At 74.6% G+C, this 16396-nt stretch carries 15 protein-coding genes and 1 tRNA gene; 13 read left to right on the top strand and 3 right to left on the bottom strand.

Annotation, left to right across the window (positions count from 1 at the left end; translation table 11 throughout):
* The first annotated feature begins 12 nt into the window (after nt 1-12).
* The 9 genes from ACIBBF_RS00630 to ACIBBF_RS00590 all read left to right on the top strand — a co-directional run bounded on the left by ACIBBF_RS00630 (nt 13) and on the right by ACIBBF_RS00590 (nt 11211).
* On the top strand, nt 13-585 hold the full coding sequence (locus ACIBBF_RS00630) for a hypothetical protein (RefSeq protein ID WP_397409422.1): 573 nt from the start codon (nt 13-15) through the stop codon (nt 583-585).
* The gene (locus ACIBBF_RS00625; RefSeq protein WP_397409420.1) at nt 582-2030 is read left to right on the top strand and encodes an AAA family ATPase; all 1449 of its coding nucleotides are present in this window, start codon (nt 582-584) and stop codon (nt 2028-2030) included. The genes ACIBBF_RS00630 and ACIBBF_RS00625 overlap by 4 nt, the downstream gene beginning before the upstream one ends.
* Nucleotides 2027-3334, top strand: coding sequence for a hypothetical protein (locus ACIBBF_RS00620; RefSeq protein WP_397409418.1), 1308 nt, complete (start codon nt 2027-2029; stop codon nt 3332-3334). The genes ACIBBF_RS00625 and ACIBBF_RS00620 overlap by 4 nt, the downstream gene beginning before the upstream one ends.
* The gene (locus tag ACIBBF_RS00615) at nt 3331-4365 is read left to right on the top strand and encodes a glutamate ABC transporter substrate-binding protein (protein ID WP_397409416.1); all 1035 of its coding nucleotides are present in this window, start codon (nt 3331-3333) and stop codon (nt 4363-4365) included. The genes ACIBBF_RS00620 and ACIBBF_RS00615 overlap by 4 nt, the downstream gene beginning before the upstream one ends.
* The gene (locus ACIBBF_RS00610; protein ID WP_397409415.1) at nt 4362-5465 is read left to right on the top strand and encodes a hypothetical protein; all 1104 of its coding nucleotides are present in this window, start codon (nt 4362-4364) and stop codon (nt 5463-5465) included. The genes ACIBBF_RS00615 and ACIBBF_RS00610 overlap by 4 nt, the downstream gene beginning before the upstream one ends.
* Nucleotides 5462-7744 carry a tetratricopeptide repeat protein gene (locus tag ACIBBF_RS00605; protein WP_397409413.1) on the top strand — a complete coding sequence of 761 codons (2283 nt, stop codon included), beginning with the start codon at nt 5462-5464 and terminating at the stop codon, nt 7742-7744. The genes ACIBBF_RS00610 and ACIBBF_RS00605 overlap by 4 nt, the downstream gene beginning before the upstream one ends.
* A gap of 79 nt (nt 7745-7823) precedes the next feature.
* On the top strand, nt 7824-8942 hold the full coding sequence (locus ACIBBF_RS00600; protein ID WP_397409411.1) for a protein phosphatase 2C domain-containing protein: 1119 nt from the start codon (nt 7824-7826) through the stop codon (nt 8940-8942).
* 26 nt (nt 8943-8968) lie between these two features.
* Complete coding sequence (locus ACIBBF_RS00595; protein ID WP_397409409.1) at nt 8969-10270, top strand: VWA domain-containing protein; 1302 nt, start codon at nt 8969-8971, stop codon at nt 10268-10270.
* Nucleotides 10267-11211 (top strand): FHA domain-containing protein, encoded by a 945-nt coding sequence (locus ACIBBF_RS00590; RefSeq protein ID WP_397409407.1) that lies wholly within the window; start codon nt 10267-10269, stop codon nt 11209-11211. The genes ACIBBF_RS00595 and ACIBBF_RS00590 overlap by 4 nt, the downstream gene beginning before the upstream one ends.
* Nucleotides 11212-11440: 229 nt before the next feature.
* Here ACIBBF_RS00590 and ACIBBF_RS00585 read toward each other — a convergent pair whose 3' ends face one another.
* Together ACIBBF_RS00585 and ACIBBF_RS00580 are read right to left on the bottom strand one after the other, a co-directional pair.
* A complete protein-coding gene (locus ACIBBF_RS00585; RefSeq protein ID WP_397409405.1) occupies nt 11441-12751 on the bottom strand; it encodes an MFS transporter in 1311 nt (436 codons plus the stop codon).
* Nucleotides 12748-13377, bottom strand: a complete 630-nt coding sequence (locus tag ACIBBF_RS00580) for an ArsR/SmtB family transcription factor (protein WP_397409403.1) — start codon at nt 13375-13377, stop codon at nt 12748-12750. The genes ACIBBF_RS00585 and ACIBBF_RS00580 overlap by 4 nt, the downstream gene beginning before the upstream one ends.
* A gap of 217 nt (nt 13378-13594) precedes the next feature.
* Between ACIBBF_RS00580 and ACIBBF_RS00575 the strand changes: the two genes are divergently transcribed.
* The 4 genes from ACIBBF_RS00575 to ACIBBF_RS00560 all read left to right on the top strand — a co-directional run bounded on the left by ACIBBF_RS00575 (nt 13595) and on the right by ACIBBF_RS00560 (nt 15200).
* Nucleotides 13595-13774 carry a hypothetical protein gene (locus ACIBBF_RS00575; protein ID WP_397409401.1) on the top strand — a complete coding sequence of 60 codons (180 nt, stop codon included), beginning with the start codon at nt 13595-13597 and terminating at the stop codon, nt 13772-13774.
* A gap of 289 nt (nt 13775-14063) precedes the next feature.
* Entirely contained in the window at nt 14064-14213 is a 150-nt protein-coding gene (locus ACIBBF_RS00570; RefSeq protein ID WP_397409399.1) for a hypothetical protein, read from the top strand.
* A gap of 202 nt (nt 14214-14415) precedes the next feature.
* The gene (gene orn, locus ACIBBF_RS00565; RefSeq protein ID WP_397409397.1) at nt 14416-15051 is read left to right on the top strand and encodes an oligoribonuclease; all 636 of its coding nucleotides are present in this window, start codon (nt 14416-14418) and stop codon (nt 15049-15051) included.
* Between the two features lie 73 nt (nt 15052-15124).
* Nucleotides 15125-15200: transfer RNA gene (locus ACIBBF_RS00560), tRNA-His, on the top strand.
* A 294-nt stretch (nt 15201-15494) separates the two neighbouring features.
* Here ACIBBF_RS00560 and ACIBBF_RS00555 read toward each other — a convergent pair.
* Nucleotides 15495-16391, bottom strand: coding sequence for a RimK family alpha-L-glutamate ligase (locus ACIBBF_RS00555; RefSeq protein ID WP_397409395.1), 897 nt, complete (start codon nt 16389-16391; stop codon nt 15495-15497).
* Nucleotides 16392-16396: the final 5 nt, after the last annotated feature.

The following is a 16396-nucleotide window of genomic DNA, read 5'->3' as shown; positions in this document are numbered from 1 at the left end:
TCGGAGGCAGGTATGGGCTGGTGGCAGCGGATCTTCGGCGGGGGCCGCACCGCCGAGGAAGAGCCCCTCGCGATCCCGGCCCCGCCCACGAGCGAGCAGATCGTGACGTCGGTCGACGCCGTGCTCGCTCGCGCCTCCGGGAACGCGCCGGCCGCCGTGACCGCCCGGGTGCAGCGGGTCGCCGAGACGGTGCACGAGATGGTGCCCCGCCTGGACCGGCTCGGCGCGGGCTCGCAGCAGGCGCACACCGTGGTCGCGACCGCGACGAGCTACCTGCCCGAGGCCGTCGACGCCTACCTGCGCCTGCCGCGGGACTTCGCCGACCGCCGCGTCGTGGACCGTGGCAAGACGTCGCTCATGATCCTGTGCGACCAGCTCGACCTGCTGGGCGCCACGATCGAGAAGATCTCCGACGCCGTGTCCCGCGCGGACGCCGTCGCCCTCGTCGCGCACGGTCGCTTCCTGGAGGAGAAGTTCGGCACCTCGTCGGGCCTCACGCTGCCCGGTGCCGGTCCGGGCGCCCCGCCCGGACCGGCTTCGTCCGGCGGCCCGACGACGGGGCCCGCTCCCCTGGAGGCTCCGTGACCGCCACCGCCCTCGGCGCAGCCCTCGACGCCCTCGCCGCGGCGGGCTCGGCGGCCGGTCTGGGCGGCTCCGCCGCGCGCGCCGAGGGCGAGCGCCTGGCCGCCGCCGTCGCCGAGTCGTCCCCCGGCGCCCCGGCCGACTGGCTGACGGCGACCGCACGCCCGGCCGCAGGCGGCCTGCAACCGTTCTTCGACGCCGCCGTGAGCGCCCGCCGCTGGCGCTCCGCCCCCACCGACCTGCTCGCCGGCCTCGTCGCCGGTGGCTCGCCCCACGCCCTGCCGTACGCGGAGGCGCTGGCCGCCGTCGTCGACGCCGCGGCAGCCCTGGGCGACCCCAGCATCAGCGCCATCGCCGCCGCGGAGGGCACCAAGGCGGTGCACCGCGGTGCCGTGTCGGGCCGCGACCGGGGCGCCGTTCCGCCCGGCACCCTGCCCTCCGGAGCCCTGCCCACCGGGCTGCCGACCGGCTCCGCGCAGCCCACCGGCTCCCGCCGGCCCGCGCCCGACCCGTCGGCAGGCTCCGGCCGGCCCGGCGCGGGCCCGGCCGCCCCGGCCGAGGCCACCGCCCCCGGACCGGCCCCGGACGCATCCCCGGAACCTCCCGCCAGGACCCTGGAGGAGCTCCTCGCCGAGCTCGACGAGCTCATCGGCCTGGACCGCGTCAAGGACGAGATCCACCGCCAGACCGAGCTGCTGCGCATCGAGCGCCTGCGCGCCGAGGCCGGGCTCACCTCCCCCACGCTGACCCGGCACCTGGTGTTCGTGGGCAACCCAGGCACGGGCAAGACGACGGTGGGCCGGCTGGTGGCCGGGATCTACCGCGCGCTCGGTCTGCTGGACAAGGGCCACCTGGTGGAGGTGGACCGGTCCGAGCTGGTGGCGGGCTACCTGGGCCAGACGGCCGAGAAGACGACGGCGGTGGTGCAGCGCGCCCTGGGCGGCGTGCTGTTCATCGACGAGGCCTACGCCCTGGCCGAGGACCAGTACGGCCGCGAGGCGGTCGACACCCTGGTCAAGGACATGGAGGACCACCGCGACGACCTCGTGGTGATCGTGGCGGGCTACCCGGGCCCGATGGCCCGGTTCGTGGCCACCAACCCGGGCCTGGAGAGCCGGTTCTCCCGGACCATCACGTTCGACGACTACTCCGGCGCCGAGCTCCGGCAGATCTTCGAGAGCATGGCCCGGGGATCCGACTTCGCGCCGCGACCGGCCACGCTGGAGCGGTTCGACCGGCTCGCGGCCGAGCAGGTGCGCGGCGAGGGGTTCGGCAACGGGCGGTGGGCCCGCAACGTGCTGGACTCCGCGATCGCCCGGCACGCCTGGCGCCTGCGAGACGTTGACCGACCGACGCTGGACCAGCTGCGCACGCTGGTCCCGGAAGACCTGGAGGATGTCGTGGACATCGGGACAGACCCCGGAACTGGCACAGGGGCCACCACGTGACCGCGCCCCTGACGACGAGCCCCGCGCAGGTGGCACGGCCGGCGGACGCCCCGGCAGCCACCCCCGGCGGCCGCTTCTCGGCGGGCCTGGCGACCACGCCGGGCCGGCTCGCGCTGGCCACGACCATCGCCGTCGCCGCCTGCCTGCTGCTCGCGGTCACCGGGTTCCTCGCGGGCACCGGCCAGTCGGCCGCCCTGCACGACGCGCAGCGCGACGCCGCCCAGCTCGTCGGCACCCAGGAGCTGCGCAACGACCTCGTGTCCGCGGACGCGACCGCGACGAACGCGTTCCTGGTGGGCGGGCTGGAGCCGGCCGAGGCGCGTGCCCGGTACGAGGCCAGCCTGTCCGAGGCCGCCGAGGCCGTCCCGGCGCTGGCCGCCACGGCCCGCGGCGAGGGCGAGGCCGCGGACCTCGCCACGGTGTCCGACTCGGTGCAGCGGTACGCGGGCCTCGTCGAGTCGGCCCGGGCCAACAACCGCCAGGGCTTCCCCGTCGGTGCGGCGTACCTGGACCAGGCCTCGGCCGCGCTGCGCGACGAGGTGCTGCCCACGCTGGACGGCGTGGCCGTCTCGACGTCCGAACGGGTCGACGACGACATGGGATCGGTGTCGCTGGCCCAAGCGCTGCTGCTGTTCGTGCTGCTCGCCCTCGTGGCACTGGCCGCCGTGCAGCTCTGGCTGGCCCGGCGCACGCACCGCGTGCTGAACACCGGACTGGCCGCGGCGAGCGTCGCCCTCCTGGTGGGCGGGATCGTGGCGGCGGCCGCCGTGCTGGGCGGCAACGGCGTGGCCCGCTCCGTCGCCGGCGGCCCGTACGCGGCGACCGTCGCGACGTCGCAGGCGCTCGCGCTGGCCACCGACGCCAAGTCGATGGAGTCGTTCACGCTGATCAAGCGGGGCTCCGGCGCGGACTTCGAGGAGTCCTACCAGGAGTCGCTGGCCGAGGCGAAGAACCTGCTGACCAGCGCGGCCGAGGCCACGGACACCGGGTCCGACCCGCTGGCCCTCCTGGAGGAGTGGGACACCCGGCACGCCGAGATCCGCGCGCTGGACGACGGCAACGACTGGGACGGCGCCGTCGCTGCCGCGACCTCCACGGCCGACGACTCGGCGGGTGCCGCCTTCACGGCGTTCACCGACGCGGCGCACGCGGACGTCGAGGCGACGAGCACGGCCGCCGTCGACCGGCTCGGCTCCGCGGCGACCACCGCCCAGGTCGCGGCCTGGGTCGCCCTCGTGCTCGGGGTCGCGGGCGCCGTCGCCGCGGCCGCCGGGATGAACGTCCGTCTGAAGGAGTACCGATGAGAACCCGCGCCGCCCGCCGACTGCTCCTGACCGCCCTGGTCGCGCTGGCCCTCGTCGGCACGACGGCGGCCTGCGCCCCCGAGCCGGCCACGCACCTGCTCACGGGCGCCGCGGGGGTCGGCGCGACGACGCAGGAGTCGGTGCAGGGCTCGGCCCAGGAATCAGCACCGCAGGCGCAGGGTCCGGCGGCGTCGGACACCACGGCCGCGCCGGCGGAGTGCGCCGACGGGCTGCCCGCCGTGGCGTCGGCGGCACCGGGCGGCAGCCCGCAGGTGACGCCCGGCTCGACCATGGCGGCCATCCGGGAACGCGGCACGCTCGTCGTCGGCGTCTCGGCCGACACGCTGCTCATGGGGTCGCGCAACCCGTTCTCGGGCACGATCGAGGGCTTCGACATCGACGTGGCCCGCCAGGTGGCCGCGGCGATCCTGGGCGACCCCGGCAAGGTCCGGTTCCGCGTGATCACGTCGGGCGACCGCGAGACCGTCCTGGCCGAGCACGAGGTCGACATCGTGGTGCGCGCGTTCACCATCAACTGCGAGCGCTGGGAGAACATCGCGTTCTCCGCCGAGTACTACCACGCGGGCCAGAAGCTGCTGGTGCCGTCCACCTCGCAGGTCACCGGGGTCGACGACCTCGACGGGCAGCGTGTCTGCGCGCCCGACGGCACCACCACGCTGGAGCGGCTGCAGGCCTGGGAGGGCGTCGAGGCGGTGCCCGCCGCGACCCACACGACCTGCCTGGTGCTGTTCCAGCAGGGCGCCGTGGACGCCATCACGGGCGACGACACCGTCCTGGCCGGCTTCGCCGCGCAGGACCCGTACGCCAAGGTGGTCGGCGACGCGGTGAGCGACGAGCCGTACGGCGTGGGCATCCCCGCCGACCAGCCGGACATGGTGCGGTTCGTCAACGGCGTGCTGGAGGACATGGTCTCCGGCGGGCAGTGGGCGAAGTCCTACGACCGCTGGCTCGGCGACGCCCTGGGCCCCGCCCCGGCCGCGCCGCAGCCGGTCTACGGACGGACGCCGTGAGCCGGACCCAGCGTGCTCCCGCGCCGCCCGGCGCCCTCGGCGTGGCGGCGGAGCCCGCCGCGCTCCTGACCTACCTGACGGACCTCCGGTCGTGGCTCGACACGCGCCGTGCCGACCTGGACCGGCTCGACACGACGGCTCGGCAGTCGGGGACCGACGGCGTCACGGCCGACGTCGTCCTCGCGCTGACGCTCTGGCAGGCCGTCCGCACGCGCACCGACGAGCTGGTCGCCGTCTGGGACTCGGGCCGGGCCGACGCCGTGGCACGCGAGCGCATGTCGCAGCTCATCTGGGGGCGCCTGGGCGGCGACCCCGCCACGTCGCTGCTCTCCCTGGTCGACGCCGCGCGCCTGTGCGACGCGCAGGCCGACCAGCTCGCCACCCGCCTGTCCTTCGACCCGCACGCCGCCGACGTCACGGCACGGTTCCGGGCGCTGGCCGCGGGCATCGTCCGCGCGGAGGACGCGGCACGCGGGACGGCCGACACGGAGGACGACGCCGCCGTCGCCCGCCTCCGCGACCGGCTGGCCCGCCTCAAGGCCGACGCCGCGCGCGGCGGGGACGTCACGGGCCCGCTCGGCGCGCTGGAGGACGACGTCGCACGCGCCGAGCGCGACCTCATCGTGGCGACGGCCCGGAGCCGGTCGCTGGCGCGGGACCGGGAGCGCGCCGTGGCGCTGCGCACCGCCCTGGCCGAGCGGGCACCCGTGCTGCACCAGGTCGCGGAGCGCTGCCGCCGCGAGATCGTCGACCCGCCCCGGCTCGCGGTCCCGGACGTCACCCGGCTCGGGGACGTACCGGACGAGCCCGACCGGCTGACGACCTACGTCCAGCGGCTCGGCGCCGTCGAGCGGGCCATGGAGCGTGCCGAGGACGCCTACACGGCACCCTTGCGGGAGCGTGCCGAGCTGCGCTACCGCGTCAAGAACCTGATGACGAAGGCCCAGGGCAACGGGCGGGCGGCGTCGTCCACCGTCAAGGCCGGCGAGGACGAGGTGCGCGAGGCGCTGGACGCCACGCCCTGCGACCTGGTCCTGGCCCGGCACTTCACCGAGCAGCTCGAGACGCTCGTGCGCGATCTCCCGGAGGGACACCGATGACCACACAGGCCTGCGCGGAGCCGGGCTGCCCCGGCACCATCCAGGACGGCTACTGCGACGTGTGCGGGGCGCCCGCCGGCGGCAACCCCACCGGGGGCGCGCTCGCCGCGGTCGCGGCGTCCTGGGGCGCGTCCGCCGCCGCGCCGCCGGCCACGAGCGGCCCGCCCGGGGAGATGGCGCAGCCGGCCACCGGCCGCACCAGCTCGTCCCGCCTCGCGTCCACCGCGCTCGGTTCGGCGCGCGTGGCGCCCGGCTCCTACCAGACCCGGCGGATCGGCACGGGGTCGACCCGGCTGCGCGGCCACCGCCTCGGCGCGGGCCTGACCACCGTGCCGCACACCCCGGTGGCCGACCCGCTGCAGGCCGTCATGGCCACGCCGGAGCTCGCGGAGAGCAAGCGGTACTGCCCCACGTGCGGGCAGCCGGTGGGCCGCTCGCGGGAGGGCGTGCCCGGCCGCATCGCCGGGTTCTGCGGGCACTGCGGCGCGCGGTACGACTTCGCGCCCGCGCTCAAGGCCGGCGACCTGGTGGGCGGCCAGTACGAGGTGGTCGGCTGCCTCGCCCACGGCGGCCTCGGCTGGATCTACCTGGCGCGCGACCGGAACGTCAGCGGCCGCTGGGTGGTGCTCAAGGGCCTGCTCAACTCGGGCGACAAGGAGGCCTACGAGGCCGCGGTCGCGGAGCGCCAGTTCCTCGCCGAGGTGGAGCACCCGCTGATCGTCGAGATCTTCAACTTCGTGCTGCACGAGGGCCTCGGCTACACCGTCATGGAGTTCGTGGGCGGCAAGTCGCTCAAGGACGTGCTCAAGGAGCGCCGCGACCAGAGCGGCGGGCAGGCCCGGCCGCTGCCCGTGGACCAGGCCATCGCCTACATCCTCGAGGTGCTGCCCGCCTTCAGCTACCTGCACGACCACGACCTGCTGTACTGCGACTTCAAGCCGGACAACATCATCGCCCAGGGCGACGGCGTCAAGCTGATCGACATGGGCGGCGTCCGCCGGGCCGACGACATGACGTCCGCCATCTACGGCACCGTCGGCTACCAGGCGCCGGAGGTGCCGGAGATCGGGCCGTCCGTCGCGTCCGACATCTTCACGCTCGGTCGCACGCTCGCGTCCCTCGTGCTCGACTTCCGCGGCAACACCACGGTGTACCAGGCGTCCTTCCCGCCGGTGGCCGAGACGCCCGTGTTCCAGCGGTACGACTCGTTCTACCGGTGGCTCGCCAAGGCCTGCGCGCCCGCGCCGGCCGACCGCTTCGCCACGGTCGACGAGGCCCGGGTGCAGCTCCTCGGGGTGCTCCGCGAGGTCGTCGCGACCGACAAGGGCCCGGGGTACACGGCCACGACGTCGGCCGAGTCCCTCCTGTTCGGCGTGCCGCCGCTCGACGGCGCCGACGCCGCCCTGGGCTGGCACCAGCTCCCGCTGCTGAAGGTCGACTCCGGCGACCCCATGGCGTCCTGGCTGGCCGGCGTGAACGTGGCCGATCCCGCCGAGCGCATCGTGGCCCTGGGCGGCGCGCCCGAGGCCACCGTGGAGGTGCGTCTCGCCCTGGCGCGCGCCGCCATCGAGATCGGCGACGGTGCCCGCCTGCGGGCCACCGTGGCGCAGATCCTCCAGGAGGACCCGTGGGAGTGGCGGGCCGCCTGGATGGAAGGGCTCGGCCACCTCTCGGCGGGCGACCCGGCCTCCGCCCGCGCGTCGTTCAACGCCGTGTACGGGCAGGTGCCCGGCGAGCCCGCGCCGAAGCTCGCGCTCGCCACCGCCTGCGAGGTCTCCGGCGAGCCCGGCGTCGCCGAGCAGCTCTACACGACCATCGCCCGCGCGGACTCCAACTACACCGGCGCCGCGGCGTTCGGCCTTGCCCGTGTCCGGTCCGGTGCCGGGGCGCTCGACGGCGCACTCGGCGCCCTCGACCTGGTCGGCCCCACGCGCGGCTCCTTCCCCGACGCCCGCCTGCAGCGAGCCCGCCTGCTGGTCTCCGCCCGCCGCTCCCTGACCGACCTGTCCGACGCCGTGGCGGGGCTGGACGGAGCGCACGTGCCGGACCGGCCGAAGGCGGAGGTCACCGTCGACGCGCTGGCCGGCGCGCTCGGCCTGGTCACCCGCGGTGGACCCGACCCGGGCGTGCACGTCGCCGGCGCCGAGGCCACCGAGCCGGCACTGCGGGACCGGCTGGAGCTCGCCCTGCGCGACCTGGCCCGCCTGACGGACGACCGCTCGGAGCGCGTGGCGCTCGTCGACCGGGCAAACTCCGTACGGCGGTGGACGTTGCGCTGACCGGTCCGCCGGGCCGGTGGCCACCGAGAGACAGTCGCGGGGTGTGCGCCCTGACGAACGCAAGGAGAACTACCCACACATGAGTGCCGACGAGAGCAGCATCGTCCGATGCCCCCGCTGCGGGGAGAACGCGGCGCACGGCGCCCGGTTCTGCGAGAACTGCGGCACCCCGCTGGGTGCTCCCGGCCCGGACCCCGCGGCGCCCTCGGAGGTCACCCTGGAGCTGGCGCCCACGGTGCTGGACCTCGACCCGGCCACCGGGGAGGCGTCCGCGCACCGCTCGTGCGCCGCCTGCGGCGGCACCATCGCCCCGGACGGGTACTGCGCGGACTGCGGCGCCCCCGGGCAGTCCGAGCGCGACCACTTCGAGGAGCGTCCCGCCGGCTGGGTGGCCGGCGTCTGCGACCGCGGGGTGCGCCACTCCCGCAACGAGGACGCGATGGCGCTGGCCGCCGGAGGTTCCTTCGCGGCCCTCGTGGTCTGCGACGGCGTCTCCAGCGCGCCCGACTCCGACGTCGCCTCGCTCGCCGCCAGCCGCGCCGCCCGGGACGTGCTCGTGGCGTACGGGCCGCAGGGGCCGAGCACGGTGCAGGGGGCGACGAGCCGGCGCATCACGGGCTGGACCGACGCCATGGTGGCCGCGTCGCGCGCCGCCGGGCAGGCCGTCCGCGGCGCCGCCGAGCAGCTCGCCGCGACCAAGGGGAAGGACGTGGCGGACGACCCGCCGTCGTGCACCTTCGTGGCCGCCGTCGTGGACGGCGACCTGATCGTGGCCGGGTGGCTGGGCGACTCCCGGGTGTACTGGCTGCCCGACGCCGGCCCGGCGGAGCAGCTCAGCGTGGACGACTCCTGGGCGCAGGAGATGATCGCGGCCGGCGTGCCACGCGGCCAGGCCGAGACGTCGCCCCAGGCGCACGCCATCACCCGGTGGCTCGGCCCCGACGCGCCGGACACCGACGCCCGCTGCGCGGCCACCGTGCCGGCCGGCCCCGGCTGGCTCCTGGTGTGCTCGGACGGGCTGTGGAACTACTGCTCCGGCGCGCACGAGATGGGCGAGCTGGTGCGACGGTACGCCACCTCCGACGACCCCCGGTCCACGGCCGCCGCCCTGGTCCGCTGGGCCAACGCGCAGGGCGGGCGCGACAACATCACCGCGGCGCTCGCCCGCGTCTCCCCCACTGTCACCGGGCAGCGATAGCCTGCCGTTACCCGAGAGGAGCCACCGTGGCCCAGTTCTCCGCCGAGGTCTTCCAGAACGAGTTCCTGTCCGACGGCTCCACCGACGTGCACGCCGTGGTGTCCGTGACCTGCACCGGCGCGGGGGCCACCGCCGGTGCCGCGGGCATCGGCGTGCCGTCCGCAGCGGGCGGCGTCGCCGAGATCGTCGCCGTCGACACCTCCGGGTCGATGCAGGGCCGCAACATGGAGGCCGCGAAGCACGCGGCCGCCGTGGCCGTGGACCAGATCCCGGACGGCACGCTGTTCGCGATCATCGGCGGCTCGCACGTGGCCACCCGCGTCTTCCCGTACCCGAACGCGCGGGTGCCCATGGTGGCCATGGAGCCGGGCGCGCGGGCCGAGGCCAAGCGCGCCATCGCGACCATGTCGGCCAGCGGCGGCACCGCGATCTCGACCTGGCTGCGGCTGGCCGACGAGCTGTTCGCCACCGCGCCCGTGGCCCAGAAGCACCTGATCCTGCTGACCGACGGCAAGAACGAGTCCGAGCCGTCCATGCACCTGGACCAGGTGATCGCGAACGTCACCGGGCACTTCCAGTGCGACGCCCGCGGCGTCGGGGACCGGTGGGTGGTCGAGGAGCTGCGCAAGATCTCGACGGCGCTGCTCGGCACCGTGGACCTCATCGCGCGGCCGGAGGACATCGCGGACGACTTCGCGGCCCTCGTCCGCAAGTCGATGGCCCGCGGCGTCGCCGCCGTGGACCTGCGCGTGTGGGCGCCGCAGGGGTCGCAGGTCCTGTTCGTCCGGCAGGTGGCCCCCGAGGTGGACGACCTCGGCGGCCGCCGCACCGAGGTGAACCCGCTGACCAGCGCGTACCCGACGGGTGCATGGGCCGACGAGACCCGGGAGTACCACGTGGCGGTCCGGGTGCCGGCCAAGCCCGTGGGCTCGGAACAGCTCGCGGCCCGCGTCCAGGTGGCGGTCGACGACGAGGTGGTGGCCTCCGGCCTGGTCAAGGCCAAGTGGTCGGACGACTCCACGCTGACCGCCCGGATCAGCCCTGAGGTGGCGCACTACACCGGCCAGGCGGAGCTCGCCTCGGCCATCCAGGAGGGCCTGGCGGCCAAGGCCGCGGGCGACGAGGCCACCGCGACCGTCAAGCTCGGCCGCGCCGTGCAGCTCGCCGCCGAGACCGGCAACGACGAGGCCACCTCCCGCCTGCGCAAGATCGTGGACGTGGAGAACGAGGAGGAGGGCACCGTGCGGCTCAGGCAGAACACCGCGAAGCTCGACGAGATGGCACTCGACACCGCGTCCACCAAGACGACCCGGGTCCGGCGCGCATGACCGTGACCTGCCCGGAGGGCCACGTCAGCCAGGCCACGGACTACTGCGACGTGTGCGGCACGCCGATCCCGGCCGCCGGCACCGCCTCGTCCGGCACGCCCGCGGCGTCCCCGGCCCCGGCCGCCCCGGAGGGCGAGCCCGTGACCTGCCCGAACTGCGGCGAGGTCTCCCCCGCGGGCTCCCTGTTCTGCGAGAACTGCGGGTACGACTTCACGACCGGCACCACGGCACCGCCGCCTCCGCCGGTGTCGGGGCTGGATCTTGGCGGGTCGAGCGCGTCGGCTCCTGGCGGGGCGGCGGGAGCCGGGTCGGCGGGAGCCGGGTCGGCGGAAGCTGGGTCGGCCGGGGCGCCCGGACCGGGCCACGACGGTCCTCGGGGCGCTGGGGCCGCGGGCGCGCCGTCGGGAGGTACGCCGGCCGGGACCGCGGCGGGTGCGCCGGACACGCAGGCCGGGCGACCGGGGGCCACGCCGCCGGCCGGGACGGCCGCGCCGTCGGGCAGCCCGGGTGGGCTCACCGCTCCGCCCGTGCCGGGCGACACGGCCTGGGTCGCGGAGATCTGGGTCGACCCCGACTGGTACGCGCACGAGCGTCCCGAGGACCCGCTGCCGTCGGCGGGGCTGCCCGGCCTGGTCACCCTGCGGCAGCGCAGCCTCCTGGTGGGCCGGCCGTCGCAGTCGCGCAACATCCGGCCGGACGTCGACTGCGGCAGCGACCCCGGGGTCTCCCGGCGGCACTGCCAGCTCACCACGGACGGGCAACGGTGGTGGGTCGAGGACCTCGGCTCGTCGAACGGCACGTTCGTCGCCGCGGCGGGCGAGCCCCTGCCGGACACCCCGCTGACGCAGGGCGTGCGCCAGGAGATCGAGGAGGGCGACCGCGTGTACATCGGCGCCTGGACCCGCCTGGTGATCCGCAAGGCACTCCCTGGCGAGGTCTGACGGCGAACCCGCCGGTCCGGCTGCGAGAACGCGGGTCCGGGGCGAACTCGCGGGTCCGGGCGGGAACGCGGGTCGGACGGCGAGAAGCGGGTCGGACGGCGAGCACGCGGCCCCACCGACCGGCTGACCGCCGCCGCACCCCAGAAGTGCGCTTCTACCCAGTCATTGCGCCCAGAATCCACCCGAGTGCTGGGCCTGATGACTGGGTAGAAGCGCACCTTTCGGACCGTCACCCCACCCGGTCGGCGCGCGTGCCCCGCGTCCCCTCCTGATCCGGCGCCCCGCCCGAATCCGGCGCAGAGCCAGCCTCGCGAAGCCGCAGCGCCGCCATCCCCGCGGCGATCACCACGATCGCGTTCGCCAGCACCAGCAGCCGGTAGTCCACGACCGCGAGCAGCCCCGCGCCGAGCGCCGTCACCGCAGTGCCGGGCAGGTTGTTGAGCAGGTGGCCGGCCGCCGCGACCCGACCCTGGAGCCGGTCAGGCGTACGGACCTGACGCTCGGTGACCCACGCGATCACAGCCGCCGTCACGCCGAACCCGAGCAGAGCCTGGCCGGCGACGGCGAGCACCACCGAGCCGAACATGAGCGGCACCAGCGCCACGCCCGAGGCAAGGATGCCCAGGGCGTAGACACGGGGCCGCCCCAGCCGGAGCATCAACCGCGGCGTGAGCGCACCGGCCACGAAACCGCACACACCCTGCAGCACCGTGACCGGGCCGAGCCAGGCCGCAGGCAGCCCCAGCCCGTCGAGCACGGCGAAGACGACGGCGTTCACGAGGCCGACGGACGCGAAGACGATCACCGCGTTCCAGGTCATGGCGCCCAGCGGCTGGGTCCTGAACAGGTGCCGGAAGCCGGCGGTGATCGCCGCGAGGTAGGCCTCGCCCGGCTCGTCGCCGTACCGGGACTCCGTGATCCGCACGAGCAGGAACACCAGTGCCGCCCCGACGAACCCGGCGATCGCCACGGCGACCAGGGGCACCACGCCCACGAGGGCGTAGACCGCAGCACCGAGCACCGGCAGGGCGACGCGGAGCACCTGGTCGATCATCGAGAGGCGCCCGTTCGCGTGCCCGAGCGCCTCGTCGGGCAGCAGATCCTTGAGGATGCCCGACTGGCAGGCGCCCGTCACGTACGCCACCGCGGAGTACACGAGCGTGGACGCGAACACGACCCAGACCTGGTCGGGCCGCGTCACCCAGAACAGGGGCACCAGGCCGAGCGCACCCGTCACGTAGGCGAGCACGAGCATGCGCCGGCGGGACACCCGGTCGGCCAGATGGCCCAGGAACGGCGAGGCGAGCGCGGGCAGGCCCAGCAGCGCGAAGGTCATCCCGCCCAGCGCCGCGCTGCCGGTCAGGTCCGCGACCCAGACCGCCATGAGGAGTGTGAGCAGGGAGTCCGCGACGTTCGCCAGCGTCCAGCCCACCACGAGCGTGCGGAAGAGCGGCGTCCGCAGGTGCCGTGCGGGATCCACCGGCACGACGGCGCCCGCTGCGGCTTCATCGCCGGGGGCGGCGGGTTCGGTGGTGGTCACGTGTCCTCGTCCTCCGGGTCGGGGATCTCGGACCAGACGGCGCCGAACAGATGCGCCCGGCGCACCCCGGGCGGACGCCTGCCCGGATCCTCCGCGCGTCCGCGGAACGGTGCGGTGAGCTCCTCCAGCCGCCGGGACAGGTCGTCGAGCTCGTCGCGGGTCACCCAGTACTCCTGATGGGTCTGAGTGGTGGCGTACACCCACGCCGGGTCGTCGCGGCCGGCGTCGGCGAGCCAGCGCTGGAGGGCGGCGAACTGCTCGGCGACGAACATGCTGCCGAACGCCTGCGCCGCAGGCCACGACTCCGGATCGGTGTGGTCAGGGCGCACGCTGTACCCACGCATCACCGCACGCCACGGCCGCTCCTTGCCGCGCGGTTCAGCCCGCTCGACGTGCCCGTACTTCTCGAGCTGGCGCAGGTGGAACGAACAGCTCGCCACCGACTCCCCGGTTCGTTCGGCGCACTGCGTGGCGGTGAGCTCGGTCCCCGGGTCGAACAGTCCCAGGAGCCGCAGCCGCAGGGGGTGTGTCATGGCCTTGATGGCCTCGGTCTGCGAGATCACCACGTCGTCGGGCGACGTGGGTCTCGTGAAGCCCGGGGTCCTGGGCTGCTTCTGCAGGGGCATGCCGAGAGGCTAGAACGCTAAAGGTTCCTTGCGCAAGGAATCTTTAGCGATGCTGCCCCCGACGCGGCCTGGAAAAAGACGTGCGTCCCACCCACCCGCGCTGGGAGGCTCAGGGCACACCGCGGTGGCGTCCGTCCGGTCCGTACCGGGCGGTGGACGAGGTCCGGCCAGACCTCATGCCGGGACACCGGCATCCAGCGTCACGAAAGGCACTCACGTGCACACCGAGTACGACCTGGCGCAGACCCTTCACCGGGAGCGCCTCCAGGACGCCGAGGAGCATCGGCGCAACCGCAGGCTCCGTGAGGAGCAGAAGCGACGCAGGGCCCAGGCCCGTGCCGCACACCGGATCGACACCCGCGCACCGGCAGCCGCCCTGCGCGTGCGGTCCGCATGATCCGCAGGGCGCCCGTCGGAGCACCTCCGACGTCCGGCGCCGGCGACATCCCCGAAGCAGAGCGTGTGTCCGACACACGCTCTGCTTCGTTCTTTGCGCCCGGGACGACGCCGAGCAGCCGCTGACCTGCGCAAAGGTGCCGCAGATCACCACTGTCCGGGTTGCGCGGTATTTCCGCCATCAGGGATGATGTAACACGACGGAAACAATGAGGAGCATCGGCCGCGACCCGGCCGGAGCACGCCCGCTGTGCCCGTCACCTCTCCCCACCCCTGGAAGGACCGCAGTCATGGATGCCCATTCCGCCTACTACATCGGCCGTGCACAGGTTGCCGAGGTCGCCCGCCGCGCGGAGATCGCCGGCGCGCAGGAGCGCGCCCTGCGCGAGCGCCCCGAGCGCCGCACCAGCAAGCGTCACAAGCGCTTCCGCCTGATCTGACCCCGACCTCGACACCGCCCGCAGCCCGGGCGCCGTCGACGCACCTGGCCCTTCCTCGGCCGGCCTCTCCGGCCCCGCGGGAGGGCCATCCTGCGTCCTGGGCCGGTGACCCCACGTACCCGGACCCCGGAGCGCCCCGTCGCGCGGACGCCGCATCGCAGCCGCGGCACCGCCGTTCCGCGGGAGCGAATAAGGTGGGGGCGTGAGCCTTCCCAACCCCAACGAGCGCATCGTCTGGATCGACTGCGAGATGACGGGCCTGGACCTCCGGGTCGACGCGCTCGTCGAGGTCGCGGCGATCGTCACGGACTCCGAGCTCAACGTTCTCGGCACCGGTGTCGACGTCCTGGTCAAGCCCCCGGCCGAGGCCCTGGCCCAGATGGGCGACTTCGTGCGCACCATGCACACGACGTCGGGCCTGCTCGACGAGCTCGACGGCGGGCTCACGCTCCAGGAGGCGCAGGAGCAGATCCTGGCCTACATCCGCCAGTGGGTGCCCGAGCCCGGCAAGGCGCCGCTGGCCGGCAACTCGGTGGGCACGGACAAGTCGTTCCTCGACCTGCACATGCCGGAGCTCGTGGAGTACCTCCACTACCGGATCATCGACGTCTCGTCGATCAAGGAGCTCTCCCGGCGCTGGTACCCGCGCGTGTACTTCGCCTCCCCCAAGAAGGACGGCGGGCACCGCGCGCTGGCCGACATCCTCGAGTCGATCGACGAGCTCCGCTACTACCGCGAGGTCCTGTTCCCGGCCCAGCCGGGCCCGGACACGGCCACCGCACGCGCCGCCGCGGCCCGCGTCGCAGAGACCTCCGTCACGAAGCAGCTCGCCCCGTAGTTTTGAGTTCGGTCCGTGGCTTCCGACCATGTATGCTTTTCGACGGTCGCCCGGTCCAGGACCGGCGCACATGGTGGGCGTAGCTCAGCTGGTAGAGCATCGCGTTGTGGTCGCGAGGGCCGCGGGTTCAAGTCCCGTCGCTCACCCCATGAGACGGCAGGTCCGGAGCAGAAATGCTCCGGACCTGCCGCTTTTTCTTCTGCCGCGAGGGCGCCTTCTTCTGCCCGGGGTGCCCGGCCACGCTGCGCACCTCACCCCGGCACGCCCGGCCGCACTGCGCACCTCACCCCGGCACGTGGCCCCGCGGACGCTGCCGACCCGGCCCCACGCAAGGTGCCCCGCGGAGGTGGGTTGCTCCGTGTAGACGTTGTCTACTCAGCGCAACCCACCTCCGCGGGGCAGGTTCACCCAGGACCGGGCGGTGACTCACTACCCGGAGCCGCTCACCCCAGGAGCCGGACCACCGCGTCCGCGAGCTTGTCCTCGACACCCGTGCCGTACTTCATCCACAGCGACGGCTCGGTGAGCTCCAGCTCGATGACCATGGGCAGGTCGTCCTCCCCCGAGACGAGGTCGACCCGGGCATAGGTGAGCTCGGCGCCCGTGGCCTGCCGAGCGACGTCGAGCGCTCGGCGGGCCACCTCGATCTGGGCCGGCGTGGCCTCGAACGCCGCCATCTCCTCCTGCGCGTACAGCTCGCCGGAGTCCTCGGCGGGTCCCGTGAGCAGGGCGTTCTTGCGGACGGCGTGCGTGAGCTCGCCGTCGACGAACACGAGGCAGGTCTCGCCCGTCGTGTCGACCGAGGTGACGTAGGGCTGGATCATCACCCAGCGGCCGTCGTCGAGCAGCCGGGTGGCGTGCGCGATGGCCTTGCCGCGCGACTGGGCCGACACCGGCTGGTAGCGGCCGGTGTTCTGGGCCCCGGCGCTGACCACGGGCTTGACCACGAAGTCGCCGAACGCCGGCATGCGGGTGTGCACCGCGCGCTTGGACAGGTGCCGCGCGGGGTCGAGCCAGATCGTGGGGATGACGGGTACCCCGGCGGCCTCCAGGTCGCGCAGGTACCGCTTGTCGGTGTTCCACTCGATCACGGCGGCGGAGTTGGCCACCTTCGGCAGGGACCGCGCCCAGGCCACGAACTCGTCGTGGCGCGGCGAGTAGTCCCACGTGGAGCGGACGAGCACGAGGTCGTACGCCTGCCAGTCGACGGCCGGGTCGTCCCACACGGCGGGTTCGGCCGTGACGCCGCGCGCGCCCAGTGCGGCGATGAGCGGGACGTCGTCCTTGTCGAGGTCAGGAAGCTGGGAGCAGGTCGCGAGGGCTACGCGTGCGTTCGTCACGCCCC

Source organism: Promicromonospora sp. NPDC050880, assembly GCF_044456525.1.
GTDB lineage: Bacteria > Actinomycetota > Actinomycetes > Actinomycetales > Cellulomonadaceae > Promicromonospora.
This window is presented reverse-complemented; position numbering and strand designations above follow the sequence as displayed.